At 65.1% G+C, this 15,604-nt stretch carries 15 protein-coding genes and 1 pseudogene; 3 read left to right on the plus strand and 13 right to left on the minus strand.

Going from position 1 to position 15,604, the window contains the following annotated elements; translation table 11 throughout:
* Positions 1–10: 10 nt before the first annotated feature.
* The 5 genes from E4K64_RS27395 to glpD are packed head-to-tail and all read right to left on the minus strand — an operon-like array spanning position 11 to position 5,511.
* Positions 11–817 carry a carbohydrate ABC transporter permease gene (locus tag E4K64_RS27395; protein WP_135166263.1) on the minus strand — a complete coding sequence of 269 codons (807 nt, stop codon included), beginning with the start codon at positions 815–817 and terminating at the stop codon, positions 11–13.
* The gene (locus tag E4K64_RS27400) at positions 817–1,791 is read right to left on the minus strand and encodes a carbohydrate ABC transporter permease (RefSeq protein ID WP_135166264.1); all 975 of its coding nucleotides are present in this window, start codon (positions 1,789–1,791) and stop codon (positions 817–819) included. The genes E4K64_RS27395 and E4K64_RS27400 overlap by 1 nt, the downstream gene beginning before the upstream one ends.
* Positions 1,791–2,876 carry an ABC transporter ATP-binding protein gene (locus E4K64_RS27405; protein WP_135166265.1) on the minus strand — a complete coding sequence of 362 codons (1,086 nt, stop codon included), beginning with the start codon at positions 2,874–2,876 and terminating at the stop codon, positions 1,791–1,793. Before E4K64_RS27405 ends, E4K64_RS27400 begins: the two co-directional genes overlap by 1 nt.
* An 11-nt stretch (positions 2,877–2,887) precedes the next feature.
* Complete coding sequence (locus tag E4K64_RS27410; protein WP_135166266.1) at positions 2,888–3,964, minus strand: ABC transporter ATP-binding protein; 1,077 nt, start codon at positions 3,962–3,964, stop codon at positions 2,888–2,890.
* Positions 3,961–5,511, minus strand: a complete 1,551-nt coding sequence (gene glpD / locus E4K64_RS27415) for a glycerol-3-phosphate dehydrogenase (RefSeq protein WP_135166267.1) — start codon at positions 5,509–5,511, stop codon at positions 3,961–3,963. Before glpD ends, E4K64_RS27410 begins: the two co-directional genes overlap by 4 nt.
* A 232-nt stretch (positions 5,512–5,743) precedes the next feature.
* Between glpD and E4K64_RS27420 the strand changes: the two genes are divergently transcribed.
* Together E4K64_RS27420 and E4K64_RS27425 are read left to right on the plus strand one after the other, a co-directional pair.
* Positions 5,744–6,028, plus strand: a complete 285-nt coding sequence (locus E4K64_RS27420) for a type II toxin-antitoxin system Phd/YefM family antitoxin (protein WP_135166268.1) — start codon at positions 5,744–5,746, stop codon at positions 6,026–6,028.
* The gene (locus tag E4K64_RS27425; protein WP_135166269.1) at positions 6,025–6,450 is read left to right on the plus strand and encodes a type II toxin-antitoxin system VapC family toxin; all 426 of its coding nucleotides are present in this window, start codon (positions 6,025–6,027) and stop codon (positions 6,448–6,450) included. The genes E4K64_RS27420 and E4K64_RS27425 overlap by 4 nt, the downstream gene beginning before the upstream one ends.
* Before the next feature lie 3 nt (positions 6,451–6,453).
* Here the strand turns inward: E4K64_RS27425 and E4K64_RS27430 are convergent, their stop codons facing one another.
* On the minus strand, positions 6,454–7,299 hold the full coding sequence (locus E4K64_RS27430; protein WP_126260507.1) for a DeoR/GlpR family DNA-binding transcription regulator: 846 nt from the start codon (positions 7,297–7,299) through the stop codon (positions 6,454–6,456).
* A gap of 105 nt (positions 7,300–7,404) precedes the next feature.
* On the minus strand, positions 7,405–8,079 hold the full coding sequence (locus E4K64_RS27435) for an HAD family hydrolase (RefSeq protein WP_135166270.1): 675 nt from the start codon (positions 8,077–8,079) through the stop codon (positions 7,405–7,407).
* Between the two features lie 154 nt (positions 8,080–8,233).
* On the opposite strand from E4K64_RS27435, the gene E4K64_RS27440 reads away from it, so the two are divergent.
* Positions 8,234–8,683, plus strand: a complete 450-nt coding sequence (locus E4K64_RS27440) for a nuclear transport factor 2 family protein (protein ID WP_135166271.1) — start codon at positions 8,234–8,236, stop codon at positions 8,681–8,683.
* 122 nt (positions 8,684–8,805) lie between these two features.
* Here E4K64_RS27440 and E4K64_RS27445 read toward each other — a convergent pair whose 3' ends face one another.
* The 6 genes and pseudogenes from E4K64_RS27445 to E4K64_RS27470 all read right to left on the minus strand — a co-directional run bounded on the left by E4K64_RS27445 (position 8,806) and on the right by E4K64_RS27470 (position 15,571).
* Complete coding sequence (locus E4K64_RS27445) at positions 8,806–8,997, minus strand: hypothetical protein (protein WP_028134810.1); 192 nt, start codon at positions 8,995–8,997, stop codon at positions 8,806–8,808.
* Between the two features lie 233 nt (positions 8,998–9,230).
* Positions 9,231–9,641 (minus strand): acyl-CoA thioesterase, encoded by a 411-nt coding sequence (locus E4K64_RS27450; RefSeq protein ID WP_135166272.1) that lies wholly within the window; start codon positions 9,639–9,641, stop codon positions 9,231–9,233.
* A gap of 7 nt (positions 9,642–9,648) precedes the next feature.
* Positions 9,649–11,745, minus strand: a complete 2,097-nt coding sequence (locus E4K64_RS27455; RefSeq protein ID WP_167772289.1) for a 3-hydroxyacyl-CoA dehydrogenase NAD-binding domain-containing protein — start codon at positions 11,743–11,745, stop codon at positions 9,649–9,651.
* A gap of 2 nt (positions 11,746–11,747) precedes the next feature.
* Positions 11,748–13,031: an acetyl-CoA C-acetyltransferase gene (locus E4K64_RS27460; RefSeq protein WP_135166274.1), complete on the minus strand. Its 1,284-nt coding sequence runs from the start codon at positions 13,029–13,031 to the stop codon at positions 11,748–11,750.
* Positions 13,031–14,654, minus strand: a pseudogene (locus E4K64_RS27465) (acyl-CoA dehydrogenase domain-containing protein). Before E4K64_RS27465 ends, E4K64_RS27460 begins: the two are co-directional and overlap by 1 nt.
* 293 nt (positions 14,655–14,947) lie before the next feature.
* On the minus strand, positions 14,948–15,571 hold the full coding sequence (locus E4K64_RS27470) for a flavin reductase family protein (protein WP_167772290.1): 624 nt from the start codon (positions 15,569–15,571) through the stop codon (positions 14,948–14,950).
* Between the last annotated feature and the right edge of the window lie 33 nt (positions 15,572–15,604).

Genomic DNA, 15,604 nt, shown 5'->3' on the forward strand with positions numbered 1-15,604 from the left:
TGATGCCTCCCTACACGCGACCGAGCGCGAAACCGCTCGCGATGTAATTGCGGACGAACCAGATCACGAGCGCGCCCGGGATGATGGTGAGCACGCCGGCGGCTGCCAGGAGGCCCCAGTCCATGCCCGAAGCCGACACCGTCCGCGTCATGATCGCCGCGATCGGCTTGGCATGCACCGACGTCAGCGTGCGCGCGAGCAGGAGCTCGACCCAGGAGAACATGAAGCAGAAGAAGGCGGCAACACCGATGCCGCTCGCGATCAGCGGCACCAGGATCTTGATGAAGAAGCGTGGGAAGGAATAGCCGTCGAGGAAGGCGGTCTCGTCGATCTCGCGCGGCACGCCGGAGACGAAGCCTTCGAGGATCCACACCGCCAGCGGCACGTTGAAGATGCAGTGCGCGAGCGCAACGGCCCACGGCGTATCGAACAGGCCGATCGCCGAATAGAGGTTGAAGAACGGCAGCGCATAGACCGCGGCCGGCGCCATGCGGTTCGACAGCAGCCAGAAGAACAGGTGCTTGTCGCCGAGGAAGCGGTAGCGCGAGAAGGCGTAGGCCGCGGGCAGCGCCACCGAGATCGAGATGACGGTGTTGAGGATGACGTATTGGAGCGAGTTGATGTAGCCGGAATACCAGCTCTCGTCGGTGAAGATGCGCTTGTAGTGCTGCAGCGTCGGGGTGTGCGGCCACAGCGTCATCGTCGAGACGATCTCGCTGTTGGTCTTGAAGCTCATGTTGACGAGCCAGTAGATCGGCAGCAGCAGGAAGATCAGGAACAGCCCCATGATGAGGCGGCGGCCGGGGATCGAATGCATCAGGCCACTCCTTCCTTTGGCTTGAGCGCGGGCACGGGCTTGAGCGCGGCCGCAGGCTTCGGCTCCGCCGCCGGTTCACTTTCCGCCTGAACCTTCCGTTCGACACCGGCATTGGTCATGACGGTGTAGAAAATCCAGCAGACGATCAGGATGATCAGATTGTAGACCAGCGACAGCGCCGCCGCCTTGCCGAGGTCGAACTGGCCGAGCGCGATCTTGACCAGCTCGATCGACACGAAGGTCGTGGAGTTGCCGGGTCCGCCGCCGGTGACGACGAACGGCTCGGTGTAGATCATGAAGCTGTCCATGAAGCGCAGCAGCACCGCAATCAGCAGCACGCGGTTCATCTTCGGCAGCTGGATCGCCTTGAACACGGCCCAGCGCGAGGCGCCGTCGATCTGGGCGGCCTGGTAATAGGCTTCGGGAATCGACTTCAGACCGGCGTAGCAGAGCAGCGCGACGAGGCTGGTCCAGTGCCAGACGTCCATCACGATGACGGTGACCCAGGCATCGATGTCGTTGGAGACGTAATTGTAGTCGATGCCCGCGGCGTTGAGGACGTAGCCGAGCAGCCCGATGTCGGGACGTCCGAAGATCTGCCAGATCGTGCCGACCACGTTCCACGGAATCAGCAGCGGCAGCGCGAGGATGACGAGGCAGGCCGCTACGGTCCAGCCCTCGCGCGGCATCGACAGCGCGACGACGATCCCAAGCGGCACCTCGATCGCGAGGATCACCAGCGAGAAGAACAGGTTGCGGCCGAGCGAGGCGAGGAAACGACCGCCGAGATCGGTCGAGGGATCGAGCAATTCCTTGAACCAGCCGACGCCGTTCCAGAAGAACTGGTTGTTGCCGAAGGTGTCCTGCATCGAATAGTTCACCACCGTCATCAGCGGCAGCACCGCCGAGAAGGCGACCACCAGGAACACCGGCAGCACCAGGAACCAGGCTTTTTGGTTGATGGTCTTGTCCATCAGGCGGCTCCCTCCACCAGAAGGCTGTCGGCATAGACGTGGACGTGCGACGGATCGAATTTCAGTCCGGCCATGCCGTCTGAGCTGGCGAATCCGGCGGGGGCGCGCGCGGCGAGCTTGGCGTCGCCGAAGCGCGCGCGCGCAAAACGGATGCGGCCGAGATCGTCGAGGCGCTCGATCTTCGCCGTGAGCAGTCCGGGCGCAGGCGCGACGACCTCGACGAATTCGGGCCGGACGCCGATCTCGATCTTCGCACCGGCCGGCAGGTTGTCGTAGGCGCGGTTGAGCGCGATGACGTTGCCGCCGACCCGCGCCTCCCGCCCCCTCACCTCGGCCGGCAGGATGTTCATGCCGGGCGAGCCGATGAAATAGCCGACGAAGGTATGCGCCGGCTTGTCGAACAGCTCGGCCGGCGTGCCGCTCTGCACCACGCGGCCGTCATGCATGACGACGACGGTGTCGGCAAAGGTCAGCGCCTCGGTCTGGTCGTGGGTGACGTAGATCATGGTGAGGTCGAGTTCGCGATGCAGCGCCTTCAGCTTGGAGCGGAGCTGCCATTTCAGCTCGGGATCGATCACCGTCAGCGGCTCGTCGAACAGCACGGCGGCGACGTCGGAACGGACGAGGCCGCGGCCGAGCGAGATCTTCTGCTTGGCGTCGGCGGTCAGCCGCGTCGCCTTGCGGTTCAGATAGGGCTCGAGGTCGAGCAGGCGGCCGATCTCGGCCACGCGCTTGTCGATCTCGGCCTTCGGCACGCCGCGGTTCTTCAGCGGAAACGCCAGGTTCTGCCCCACCGTCATGGTGTCGTAGATCACCGGAAACTGGAACACCTGGGCGATGTTGCGCTTCTGGGTTGACAGCGGTGTGATGTCCTTGCCGTCGAACAGGATTTTCCCCCGCGACGGGGTGATGATGCCGGAGATGACGTTGAGCAGCGTGGTCTTGCCGCAGCCGGATGGCCCGAGCAGCGCATAGGCGCCGCCCTGCCGCCAGGTCATGGTCACCGGCTTCAGCGCGAAAGTCTCCTGCGGCGCGTTGTTGCCACCGTAGGAATGGGCGAGATCGACGAGGTCAATGCGGGCCATGGCGCATCTCCTCAGGAGCTCGGTGCTGCGACGAGGCGATCCGCCGCGTCGAACACGAAGACATCGTTGGGATCGAGCACGGCGTCGAGCGTCTGGCCGGGCTCGAACTCGTGCACGCCATGCAGCACCGCCACCCAGTTCGATCCGTCGCGGGTCAGATGCACGAAACTCTCCGAACCGGTGATCTCGGTCACCGTGACAGTGGCGTGGAACGCATGGCGGTCGGCCTCGCCATTGGCGAGTGTGAGCTGATGCGCGCGGAAGCCGACGCGATAGGCCCCGTCGGCGAGGCCTGAATAAAGACCGGAGGCCGGCGAAGCCGTGCCGCCGGCATATTGCACGGAGCCGTTCTTCTTCTCGATGCCGACGAGATTGAGCGGCGGATCGGAAAACACCTGCGCGACGCGCAGCGTCTGCGGTCGGCGATAGACACTGGTCGTCTCGCCCATCTGCAGCGCCTGGCCTTCCCACATGCAGACCGTTTTGCCGCCGAGCAGCAGCGCCTCGGTCGGCTCGGTGGTGGCATAGACGAAGATCGCGCCCGAGGCCTCGAAGATGCGCGGCAGCTCGGCGCGCAGCTCCTCGCGGAGCTTGTAGTCGAGATTGGCGAGCGGTTCGTCGAGCAGCACGAGATCGGCGCCCTTGACCAGGGCGCGCGCGATCGCGGTGCGCTGCTGCTGGCCGCCGGAAAGTTGCAGCGGGGTGCGCTTCAGGAACGGCTCGAGCCGCAGCAGCTTTGCGGCCTCCGCCACCCGCGCCTCGATCTCGCCGCGGGGCTTGCCCTGCACGCGCAGGGGCGAAGCGATGTTCTCATAGACCGAGAGCGAGGGGTAATTGATGAACTGCTGGTAGACCATGGCGACCGAACGCTGACGCACGTCGGCGCCGGTGACGTCCTTGCCGTTCACCACCACCTTGCCCGTGGTCGGCCTGTCGAGACCGGCGAGCAACCGCATGATCGAGGTCTTGCCCGATAGCGTCGGCCCGAGCAGCACGTTCAGCGAGCCGCTCTCGAACGTCAGCGAGACATCGCGGATGTGGGGAATTCCATCGACGGTCCGGGTCACGTGGTCGAGTGTCACGGTCATGAGCGTCCTCCCGCTTCCAGCAGGGGACTTTGCGGCACGGCGTGGGTCCTGATCCAGTCGTCAAGCGCGGCGATCTCGTCGGCAGATAGTCGCAGGCCGAGCTTGGAACGGCGCCAGACCACGTCCTCGGCGGTCACGGCCCATTCATTGGCCATGAGGTAGCGAACCTCGCGCTCGGTCAGCGTCGCGCCAAAGGACTGGCCGAGATCGGCCGGCGATTTCGCGTCGCCGAGCAGCTTGACGGCCCTCGTGCCATAGGCGCGCGCGAGCCGCCGCGCATGCTCGGGGCTGAGGAAGGGATAGCCACGCTGGAGCTCGGCGATCAGCCCGTCGATATCGGACACGTTCATGTCACCGCCGGGCAGCGGCCATTTGCCGGTCCAGCCCTCGCGCGCCTTCGCGCTGCGCAAGTAAGGCGCGAGCCGCTCCAGCGCCTCTTCGGCGAGGCGGCGATAGGTCGTGATCTTGCCGCCGTAGATCGACAGCAGCGGCACCCCGCCGGGCGTGTCGAGCTCGAACACATAGTCGCGCGTCGCGGCCTTGGCTTCGCTGGCGCCGTCGTCATAGAGCGGGCGCACGCCGGAATAGGTCCAGACCACGTCATCCGGCCTTACCGGCTTGGCCAGATATTCGCTCGCCGCCGTGCAGAGATACTGAATCTCCTCAGTCGTCGCCTTCACCTTGGCGGGATCGCCGTCATAGTCGCGGTCTGTGGTGCCGATCAGCGTGAAATCATCCTGATACGGAATCACGAAGATGATGCGGCCGTCGGCATTCTGGAACATGTAGGCGCGGTCGTGGTCGTAGAGCTTCCTGACCACGATGTGCGAGCCTTGCACCAGGCGTACCTTGGCCTTGGCATTGACGCCGGCGCCGCGGCCGAGCACGTCCTCGACCCAGGGGCCGCCGGCATTGATCAGCGCCTTGGCCTGGATCTGCGAGCGCTCGCCGGTCAGCGTGTTGACCATGCCGACGGTCCAGAGGCCGCCGGACTGGCGGATCTCGGTGGCGCGGGTGCGGGTGCGAATCTCGGCGCCCTTGTCGGCAGCATCGCGCGCATTGAGCACGACGAGACGGGCGTCATCGACAAAGCAATCCGAATATTCGAAGGCGCGGCTGTAGCGATTCGGGATCAGCGGCTTGCCGACCTCGTCACGCCCGAGATCGACCGAGCGGGTCGCCGGCAACAGATGGCGGCCGCCGATGTGGTCGTAGAGGAAGAGACCGAGGCGCAGCAGCCAGGCCGGCCGCAGGCCGGCATGATGCGGCAGAACGAAACGTAGCGGGCGGATGATGTGGGGGGCGATGCCCCAGAGAACCTCGCGCTCGATCAGCGCCTCTCGGACCAGGCGAAACTCGTAATATTCGAGATAGCGCAGGCCGCCGTGCACAAGCTTGGTCGACCAGGACGATGTCCCGCTCGCCAAATCGTTCATTTCGCACAGGAAAACGGTATTGCCGCGGCCTACCGCGTCGCGCGCGATGCCGCAGCCGTTAACACCGCCTCCAATGATGGCGAGATCGAAAATACGCTCCAACAGACGCATCCCCCGGCGACCGCCCGTTCCTTCGAGCGGTTACTTTCGCTTTAGATTAGATCATACCGGAAAACGAAAGCAAGATGAAAGAGAAGCGAAAGGAAGCGAAAGCCGAACTTTTCGATGGGCAATGGGCTGAAGAAATCAGCAATCTCGAAGCCAATTCCCGAGGCAGCGCCGCCCTTGATTGGTCGGCATCACAGAACTATAGTCATAATAGTCATATTGGTTCTCTCGCGCCATGGCCGACCGAAACACTGCACCCGATACGCTTCCGGCTGACGACATCTGGACACTCGCCAACGCCAAGGCACGGCTGTCCGAGGTGGTCGACCGCGCTCAAGCTGGCCCTCAGATCATCACCCGGCACGGCAAGCCAAATGCAGTCGTCGTTTCCGCCGAGGAATGGGCACGGAAGACCGCACGCAAAGGCACGCTCGCTGACTTCCTGCTGGCTTCGCCGTTGCGCGGCACTGACCTCGAGCTTGAACGCATGCGGGATGAACCGCGCGACGAGATGCCGTGAACCTGCTCCTCGACACCAATGTGCTGTCGGAGGTTCGTCGGCCGGCGCCTTCCCCGAAAGTCCTGGCGTGGCTCGATACAATCGATGAGGACCGCGCGTTCATCAGCGTCGCCTCGATTGCCGAGCTCCGCCGCTGCATCGCTCTGCTGGACGACGGCCGGCGGCGCACGGCCTTAGCAGCTTGGCTCGCCCATGATCTGCCAGCGCGATTTGCAGGGCGCATCCTGCCGATCGACCATGCCGTGGCTGAACGATGGGGCGACCTGATGGCGCAGAGCCGCCGCACTGGTGTTGCACTGTCCGTCATGGACGGCTTCTTTGCAGCCAGCGCGCTCGTTAGCAACCTCACGCTCGTCACAAGCAACGTGAAGGATTTTACGGCCTTCGGCGTCCCGCTGCACAATCCGTGGGGCGACGCCTAGGCGCTATCGCAGCCGCACCACCGGCGCGGCTTCAGGCACCGCATCCTGGGCGTCGGCCGGCGCATCGTCGATGTCCGCGTCCTTCGGCATCGCCGCGACCACTTCGATGCCCTTGCTGTGGCAGATGGTGGCGAGGCGTTCGGGAAGCTCCTGGTCGGTGACGAAGGTCTGGATCTGCGTGATATGAGCGATGCGCACCGGCGCGCTGCGACGCAGCTTGGTGGAATCGGCAACCAGCATGACGCTGCGGGCGTTGGCGATGATGGCCTGTGCGACCTGGACCTCGCGATAGTCGAAGTCGAGCAGCGCCCCCTCCTCGTCGATCGCGGACGCGCCGATGATGGCGTAGTCGACCTTGAACTGGCCGATCAGCTGCGTCGCGGTCGAGCCGACCACGGCGCCGTCGGCGCGCCGCACCGTGCCGCCGGCCACGACCACCTCGATGCGGGGATGGCGGTAGAGCAGCATCGCGACATTGAGATTGTTGGTGATGACGAGGAGATCCTCGTGCGAGGTCAACGCGCTCGCGACCTCTTCCGTCGTGGTGCCGATATTGATGAAGAGCGAGCAGCCATTCGGGATCAGCGAGGCGGCTGCAGCTCCGATCGCCTTCTTCTCGTCGGCGGCGACGAAGCGCCGCGCCTCATAGGCGAGGTTTTCGACGCCGGAGGCGATGATGGCGCCGCCATGGATGCGGGTGAGCGATCTCCGCTCGCAGAGATCGTTGAGATCCTTCCGGATGGTCTGCGCCGAGACCTCGAAGCGGCGCGCGAGCTCCTCCACCATGACGCGGCCCGAGGCGCGCGCGATGTTGAGGATTTCGGCTTGGCGATGGGTCAGTCCGGTCACGGCAAGGGCCTCAAATCAGGAAGCTGCATGGTGCGGCGGTTCGCAGCTGCGGTCAATGCGCGCGCCAATCACGGTTAACGGATGAGGCGGAGCTCACCATGCCATTCACCATGCCATGGCGGCGGCAAGGCGCGCGAGCAGATCCGGGTCGTCGAAGGCGCTTGCAGAGGCAACGGCGCCGGCACCGACAAGATCGTCATGGCTGAGGCTGGTCCGGATTCCGATCGTCGGAATGCCGGCGGCGGCGGCCGATTGCACGCCGGAGCGGGAATCCTCGAACGCAATCGAGGACGCGGCACTGCCCCCGACGAAGCGCAGCCCTTCCTGATAAGGCAGCGGATGCGGTTTGCCGTAGGGCAGCTCGTCGCCGATCACGACCGCCTTGAACCGCTCGGCGATGCCGAGGCCCGACAGCAGCAGCTCGGCGTTGAGACGCGGCGCATTGGTCACGGCAACCATGGGAACGCCGGCCGCGTCCGCGCGGTCGAGCAGCGCCAACAGCCCCGGCAACGGTTCGACCTGTCCGGCCACGAGCGTGCGGAAGATCTCTTCTTTCTCGGCGAGAATCGCGGCGCGCCGCGCCGGCGTTTCGTCGGGCAGAAAGCGGTCGCCGATCGACACATTGGCGAAACCCTGCAGCTCCCTAGAGAATCGCGCGTGGTCGAACACATGGCCGCGCGGCCCCAGCACCTGGTTGAAGGCCTTGAGATGCAGCGGGTCGGTGTTGGCGAGCGTACCGTCGATGTCGAACAACAATGCCCTGCCGATTGCCTCGATCATTTCCCTACTTTCCCAAATCCGCGACGCATCAATGCGGAAGACGTATCAATACGGGTTCGAACGCGCAATGACGCATCGACATGACGACAATGCACCACTCGACAAAGCCGGGCGCGGCTGCAACACTCCTTGCAAGATCAAAAAGGAGGAAACGATGATCAACCGACGCGACCTTGCTCTTTCGACTCTCGCGGTCTCCGCGCTTGCGTTCACGGCACCGGCGCTCGCCGCCTCGGCAGACGAAGAGGCGGTGGCGAAAAAGGTCGAGGCCTTCCGTCTCGCCCAGATCGCGGCCGACCCGAAGGCGCTCGCGGGGCTGTGCTGGGACGATCTCAGTTACAGCCATTCCAGCGGCAAGGTCGAGGACAAGGCAACCTTCATCGCCAACGCGACCGACGGCAAGTCGAAGTTCCTCTCGATCGAATACAAGGACCCCACCATCAAGGTCGTCGGCCCCGCCGCCATCGTGCGCTTCCATTGGCTGGGGGAACAGGAAATGGCGGCCGATGGGAAGAAAGTGTCGACCAATCTTCACATCCTGATGAACTGGCAGAAGCAGGGCGACGAGTGGAAGCTTCTGTCGCGGGCCGCGACGAAGTTGTGACCAACAACGTCATTCCGGGACGCGCCGAAAGGCGCGGGCCCGGAATCCATTGGTCGGCAATTTCTGCAGCGAGATAGATTCCGGGCTCGCGCGGCGCGCGCCCGGGATCGACCGGCAGCCGCTTATGCGGCTTCCTTCACGTCGCCGTTCACCAGCTTGCGCGCAGCGCGCTCGGCTTCGCGGGCGTTGCGAAAGAGCTGGCCTTCGAGACGGTTGAAGCGGTGCGATGAGGCGAAGAAACAGTAGCCTCCCTGAGAACGAACGACGATACCTGCGGTCTGCGAATCGACTTCGATAATGTAGCTGTCCGGCATGGTCCGTGGATTCCTCAGTGCGGGCAAATAACGGTGCTCCTGCCCAATGGTTCCCGGGCATTTGAGGCCGTTTCCACCCCGAATCGACACGCAACTGAGTACGCCGGGACCTCATCCGTTTTATGACTGGTTCTTGACTGGTTCTTGGCGAAGCCGCGACGAAGATGACCTGCTGGCGCCGCGTTTGGCGGCGGGACACACATTCGCGAGATGAGGCAGCGCGTCGCGCGCGATTAAGTCGCGATCGTCGTGTCGGTCGCGCGGACCGCTTGCGGACGGCCGTGCTCGTCGATCGAGACATAGGTAAAATTGCCGTCTGTGACGAGAAACGGATGCTCCTCGCCGCGACGCAGCGCCCAGGCTTCCAGATGCACGGTGAGCGAGGTCCGTCCGACGCGGACGAGATTGGCATAGACCGAGACGAGATCGCCGACATAGACCGCCTTGCGAAAATTCATCGCCTCGATCGCGACTGTCACGGTACGCGACTTCGCGACCTTCGAGGCAAACACGCCGCCGCCGACGTCCATCTGGCTCAGCAGCCAGCCGCCGAAGATATCGCCGTTGGCATTGGTGTCGGCCGGCATCGCCAACGTGCGGATGCAGAGATCGCCGCGCGGCACCGTATTCGCCTGTTCGTTCATGTCTCTCTCACTTGAAATTGTCCCAGCCCGGATCGGGCGCGAACCGTTCGCCGAACCTCTCGGCGAGCCCGCGCAAGGTGGATACGACATTCTCCACACCACGCGTGCGCGCATGGTTCAGCGGGCCGCCACGAAACGGTGCATAACCCGTGCCGAAGATCATGGCGCCGTCGACCGCGTCAGGATCGTTGACGATGCCTTCGCGCAGCGCGGCAACGCAGACGTTGGACATCGGCAGCACCAGGCGGTCGATCATCTGGTCGGTGACGCGCGGACCGGTCTCGGGGAGCGGCGCCTTTTCCGCCTTGCCGTCCTTCCAGGTGTAGAAGCCCTTGCCGGTCTTACGGCCGAGCTCGCCTCTGGCGACCTTGTCGCGCAGCCAGGCCGGCGTCGGCGGCAAGAGATCGCCGAACTTGGTGCGCAGCATGTCGCCGACGTCGAGACAGATGTCGAGCCCGACCTGGTCGGCGAGCTCGATCGGCCCCATCGGCATGCCGAACTGCTCGGCCGCGGCGTCGATCAGGCGCTGGTCGATCTTCTCGTCCAGCATCACCATGGCTTCCAGCATGTAAGGCGTCAGCGCCCGGTTGACGAGGAAGCCGGGCGAGCTCTTCACAGAGAGCGGCAGGCGGTCGATCGCACCGACGAAGGCGAGCGCGTCCTTCAATACCTGCGCGTCGTTGCCGTCGTGACTGACGACTTCGACCAATTGCAGCCGCGACACCGGATTGAAGAAGTGCAAGCCGACCAGCCGCTCCGGCCGCGCCAGTGTGGTGCGCAGGTCCTGAAGCGGAATGCTCGACGTGTTGGTGGCAAGGATCGCGCCCGGCTTCATCCGCGGCTCGAGCCCGGCATAGACCCTCTGCTTGAGCTCGAGCTTTTCCGGGACCGCCTCGATGATGAGATCGGCGTTGCGCACGCCCTCCCCGTCCATGTCGGGGATGAGGCGATCGAGTGCGTCGCGTACCTCGGTCGGCTTGCGGATGATCTTGCCGTAAAGCTCGGCGGCGCGCTTCACCGCGCCCGCGATCGGCTCGGCCTTCATGTCGGCGAGCGAGACGCGCAGCCCCTGCCCGGCTACCCAAGCCGCGATATCGCCGCCCATGGCGCCGGCGCCGATGACGTGGACATGCTTGATGGTGTTGCCGGAGCCTGCCGCCTTCTTCATCTGCTCGCGCAGGAAGAACACGCGGATCAGGTTCTGCGCGGTCGGCGTCACCATCAGCCTGGCGAAAGACGCCTGCTCCGCCTTCAGCATCGCGGCCTTGCTGCCGCCATGAGTCTCCCAGAGGTCGATCAGCGCGTAAGGCGCGGGATAGTGCTCGCGGGACGCGGCCTTTGCCGCCTCGGAGCGCATGCGTTTTGCCAGGAGCCCGCGCACTGGGCCGAAATTGGCGGCGCGCGCCAGAAGACCCGGACGCGCCCGCTTCAGGCGGCCGAACAGCGCATCCTTCACCGCGCCCCTGACATGACGCTCCTGCGTGACGGCGTCGACGAGGCCGAGCGACTTGGCGCGGCGCGCATCGATGGTGCGGCCGGTCAGCATCAAGGCCATTGATTGGGTCGGATTGACCAGCGCGGTGAACCGCGCGGTGCCGCCGAGGCCGGGGTGCAGACCGAGCATCACCTCCGGGAAGCCGAAGCGCGCGCCGTCGATCGCGATGCGCGATTGGCAGGCCAGCGCAACCTCGAGCCCACCGCCGAGGCAGAAGCCGTGGATCACCGCGACCGTCGGCAGCTTCAACGCCACCAGATGATCGACCACGGCGTGCGCGGCGCGGATACGGCTCTCGACCATGCCGGGGTCGGAGGCACCGCGGAATTCGTTGACGTCGGCGCCGGCAATGAAGCCCGACGGTTTTGCGGAGCGGATCACGAGGCCGGCCGGACGCTCGGTCTCGATCGCCGCGAGCACCGCGTCGAACTCCTCCATCACGTCGGAGGACAGCGTGTTGGCACTTGCGTCAGTGCGGTCGAACAGCAGCCAGGCGACGCCGTCGGCGTCGCGCGTCAGCTTGAAGTGCTTGTACGGGCTGTCCGGCGCGGGCTGGGGCCCGAGCGTCAGGACGCGACCCGCGAGCGCGGTCATGATCTTGGAATCCATGGTCACACCGCCTCGATCAGCATGGCCCCGCCGAGCCCGCCACCGATGCATTCGGTGGCGACGCCGCGCCGCGTACCAAGCCGCTTCATCGCGTTGACGAGATGCAGCACGATGCGGTTGCCGGACGTGCCGACGGGATGCCCGAGCGAGATCGCCCCGCCATCGACGTTGAGCTTGTCGCGGTCGATCTCACCGGCCGCGCCGTCGAGTCCGAGGATCTCGCGGCAGAATTTATCGTCGTTCCAGGCCGCGAGACAGCCGAGCACCTGGGTGGCGAAGGCCTCGTTGAGCTCCCAGGTCTCGACATCCTTGATGGTGAGGCCGTTGCGTTGCAGCAGCGGCGTCACTGACATCACCGGACCGAGCCCCATGATGCCAGGATCGAGCGCCGCCCAATGGCTGTCGACGATCGCAGCTTTCGGCGTGAGCTTGTACTTAGCCACGGCCGCGTCGGAGGCGAGGATCACCCAGGAGGCGCCGTCAGTGATCTGCGAGGAATTGCCGGCCGTGACCTGGCCCCACGGCCGCTCGAACACCGGCCGGAGTTTCGCGAGCGTCTCCGTCGTGGAGTCCGGCCGCACGCCATCGTCATGGTCGTAGAACTTGCCGTCGCGCGCGAACGCTGTCTCGACCTCGCCCTTGAGAAACCCAGCACCTTGCGCATGCGCGAGCCGGCGATGGCTCTCGGCTGCGTAGGCATCGGATTGCGCGCGCGCAATGCCGAAGAGATGGCCGACGACCTCGGCGGTCTGGCCCATGTTCAGATCGGTGATAGGATCGGTCAGTCCGCGCTCCAGGCCGATGATCGGCTTGAGATCGCGCGGGCGGAGCTTGAAGGCCGCGGCGAGCTTCGCGGCCACGCCCCTGGCGGTGGCAAGGCCGGCGAACCAGCGCACACCGGAATTGGGCCAGACCAGCGGGGCGTGGCTCAGCGCCTCGGTCCCGCCAGCGAGGATCATGTCGGCATGGCCTTCGCGAATGTAGCGGTAGGCGGTGTCGATCGACTGCATGCCCGAGCCGCAATTGATCTGCACGGTGAAGGCGACCATGTCCTCGCCCATGCCGAGCCGGAGTGCCGCGACGCGCGCCGGGTTCATCTCGTCCGCGATGACGTTGACGCAGCCGAGAATGACCTGGTCGAAGCTATCGGGCGCAAACGGCTGACGCGCCAGCAGCGGCCGGCCGCATTGCACGGCGAGATCGACCGGCGTGAACGGCCCGGGCCCCGAGCGCGCCTTCAGAAACGGCGTCCGGCTGCCGTCGACGATGAATACCGGTCGTGCCATCAGCTCGCCGCCCGCTGTTCACCGAGTTCCTGGAAGAACTGATGCACATTGACGGTTTTCTTGTAAATCGGCGACAGCACCTCCGGCGCAAAATCGTCGACTTCGATCACTTTTGTGACGGCTTCATCAGCAGCGGCCAGTTGCTCGCCCTCGGCCTGCGTGATCACGCCCTTGGCGACGGCATCCTTCCAGTCGCGGATACGCGCGGCGCGCATGCGCTTGGCGATAGCCTCAGTGCCGGTGACCAATTTGAAAGCACGCTCCAGCCGGGCAAAGCCGCCGTCGTCATCGACATAAGCCAGATCCGGCGTGAGGCGCTCGCGCGCGGCAGAGGGCTCCAGCACGATGCTTGCGCACTGATGCACGACGCGGTCGGACGGGCCGAGCACGCGGGCGCCGAACGGCTGGACCACGAGCTTAAGAAACATTGCGACGAAGCGGTTGGGCAGATTGGCGAGGATTTCGGCGAGCCGGTTCTCGATCGTCCTGAAGCCGCTCGCCATGCACCATTCCAGCGCGGCAAAGTCCTCCTTCTGCCGGCCCTCGTCCTGCCAGCGCTTCAGCGCCGCGGAGAGCAGATACAGCTCGGACAGGATATCCCCGAAACGCGCCGACAACATCTCCTTGCGCTTGAGCGCGCCGCCGAGCGTCAGCAGCGCCATGTCGGCGCAGAGCGCAAACGCCGCCGAATAGCGCGAGAGCTGCCGATAGAACGGCGTGGCGTCGCCCGCATCCGGCGCAAGCGCGAAGGCGCCAAACGTCCAGCTCCGGCCGAAGGCACGAAACAGTGTCTGAAAACTGTGGCCGACATGCTTCCAGAAGGCGCTGGCCGATCTCGACGCCGGGCAGATCGGTCGGGATCAGCGCGACGGTGATGCCGAGCTCTTCCTGAGGGCCGACGAGATGATCGGGATCATAGGCCTTGAAGGCAAGGCCGAGCAGCGTCGCGACGGGGCCGAGTGTGATGTAGCGCTTATGCCAGTTGAGCCTGAGCCCGACGACCTCGCGGCCCTCGAACTCGCCCCTGCAGATGATACCGCTGTCGACCATCGAGGCGGCATCGGAGCCCGCTTCCGGACTGGTGAGGCCGAAGCAGGGAATGTCGCGGCCGTCGGCGAGCCGCGGCAGCCAGCGCTCCTGCTGCTCTGTGGTACCGAAGCGCATCAGGAGCTCGCCGGGGCCGAGCGAGTTCGGCACCATCACCGTGACCGCGGCTGCGATCGAGCGGGTCGAGATCTTGCGCACCACCTCGGAATGGGCATAGGGGGAGAAGCCGAGGCCGCCGAACTCCTTCGGGATGATCATGCCGAAGAATTTCTCGCGCTTGACGAAGTGCCAGACGTCCTGCGGCAGGTCGCGCCACTCCCAGAAGATCTTCCACTCGTCGAGCATGGCGCAGAGCTCGTCGACGGGTCCGTTGAGAAAGGCCCGCTCCTCCTCAGTCAATTTGGCTGGCGCAATTTTCAGCAGCTTCGACCAATCGGGATCGCCGGTGAAGAGATCGGCATCCCACCAGACGTCGCCCGCCTCCAGCGCCTCGCGCTCGGTGTCGGACATCGCCGGCAGCACGCCGCGCGCCCAGGAGAAGATCGGCTTTGTCAGAGTGTCGCGGCGGAAGCTCATGGCTGACCTCATGCATCGGCGCGGTTATCGGGCATTTTAGCGGAAACTGGCTGGCAGAGGCGAACACTTCGCCTGCAAAATTGACGCGGCCGGGCGGCCGCCCCCACGGACCATAACGGCCGGGGCGTGGGGGCAGTTCCGGGAGGGGCAACGGAGAGGTGTCGCCACATCGTCATTCCGGGGCGCGCCTTCAGGCGCGAGCCCGGAATCCATACTCCCGATCGTGGTTATGGATTCCGGGCTCGACGCTACGCGTCGCCCCGGAATGACGGTGGGTTAGAGTTTGGGCCGGCCTAATCCGGCCGCACCATCTCAAACATGTTTTCCGGCTTGATCTCGAAGTAATCGCCGCGGCGGCCGGCGCGGACGATCGGGCGGGCGGCGGCGGTCTGGTAGACGCCGTCCTTGATCATGGCCTTGTCGATGTGCACGGCGACGACCTCCCCTAACGTCAGCCAGGCGTCGGCCTCTTTGCCATCGGCACCCTTAAGGCGGACGATGTCGGACACCTTGCATTCGAAGGCGACCGGACTTTCGCCGACGCGCGGCACGTTGACGAGCTTGCCGGGCACGGCGGTGAGCCCCGCAAGCTTGAACTCGTCGACCTCGGGCGCGACATGCGCGGCGGTCGCGTTCATGTGCTTGGCGAGGTCCATCGTGGTGAGATTCCAGACGAACTCGCGGGTCTGCTCCATGTTCGACACCGTGTCCTTCCAGTTGGTGGAGGAGAAGCCGATGATCGGCGGCACGTAGCAGAAGGCGTTGAAGAAGCTGTAGGGCGCGAGGTTGACGTGGCCCTTGCTATCGCGAGAGGAGATCCAGCCGATCGGCCGCGGCGCGATGATGGCGTTGAAGGGATCGTGCTTGAGGCCGTGGCCCTTGGAGGGCTCGTAGAAATAAAGGTCTTTGTCGGTCACGCGGGTGCTTCTCCAATGCCCGTCATTCCGGGG

The sequence above is a fragment of the Bradyrhizobium frederickii genome, assembly GCF_004570865.1.
In the GTDB taxonomy this organism is placed as follows: domain Bacteria; phylum Pseudomonadota; class Alphaproteobacteria; order Rhizobiales; family Xanthobacteraceae; genus Bradyrhizobium; species Bradyrhizobium frederickii.

Excerpts from the sequence above, each read along its gene's own strand:
- E4K64_RS27410 (WP_135166266.1), bottom strand. The coding sequence starts at position 3,964 with ATGACCGTGACACTCGACCACGTGACCCGGACCGTCGATGGAATTCCC.
- E4K64_RS27455 (WP_167772289.1), bottom strand. The coding sequence starts at position 11,745 with ATGGATTCCAAGATCATGACCGCGCTCGCGGGTCGCGTCCTGACGCTC.
- E4K64_RS27445 (WP_028134810.1), bottom strand. The coding sequence starts at position 8,997 with ATGCCGGACAGCTACATTATCGAAGTCGATTCGCAGACCGCAGGTATC.
- glpD (WP_135166267.1), bottom strand. The coding sequence starts at position 5,511 with ATGCGTCTGTTGGAGCGTATTTTCGATCTCGCCATCATTGGAGGCGGT.
- E4K64_RS27440 (WP_135166271.1), top strand. The coding sequence starts at position 8,234 with ATGATCAACCGACGCGACCTTGCTCTTTCGACTCTCGCGGTCTCCGCG.
- E4K64_RS27450 (WP_135166272.1), bottom strand. The coding sequence starts at position 9,641 with ATGAACGAACAGGCGAATACGGTGCCGCGCGGCGATCTCTGCATCCGC.
- E4K64_RS27420 (WP_135166268.1), top strand. The coding sequence starts at position 5,744 with ATGGCCGACCGAAACACTGCACCCGATACGCTTCCGGCTGACGACATC.
- E4K64_RS27435 (WP_135166270.1), bottom strand. The coding sequence starts at position 8,079 with ATGATCGAGGCAATCGGCAGGGCATTGTTGTTCGACATCGACGGTACG.
- E4K64_RS27460 (WP_135166274.1), bottom strand. The coding sequence starts at position 13,031 with ATGGCACGACCGGTATTCATCGTCGACGGCAGCCGGACGCCGTTTCTG.
- E4K64_RS27400 (WP_135166264.1), bottom strand. The coding sequence starts at position 1,791 with ATGGACAAGACCATCAACCAAAAAGCCTGGTTCCTGGTGCTGCCGGTG.
- E4K64_RS27405 (WP_135166265.1), bottom strand. The coding sequence starts at position 2,876 with ATGGCCCGCATTGACCTCGTCGATCTCGCCCATTCCTACGGTGGCAAC.
- E4K64_RS27395 (WP_135166263.1), bottom strand. The coding sequence starts at position 817 with ATGCATTCGATCCCCGGCCGCCGCCTCATCATGGGGCTGTTCCTGATC.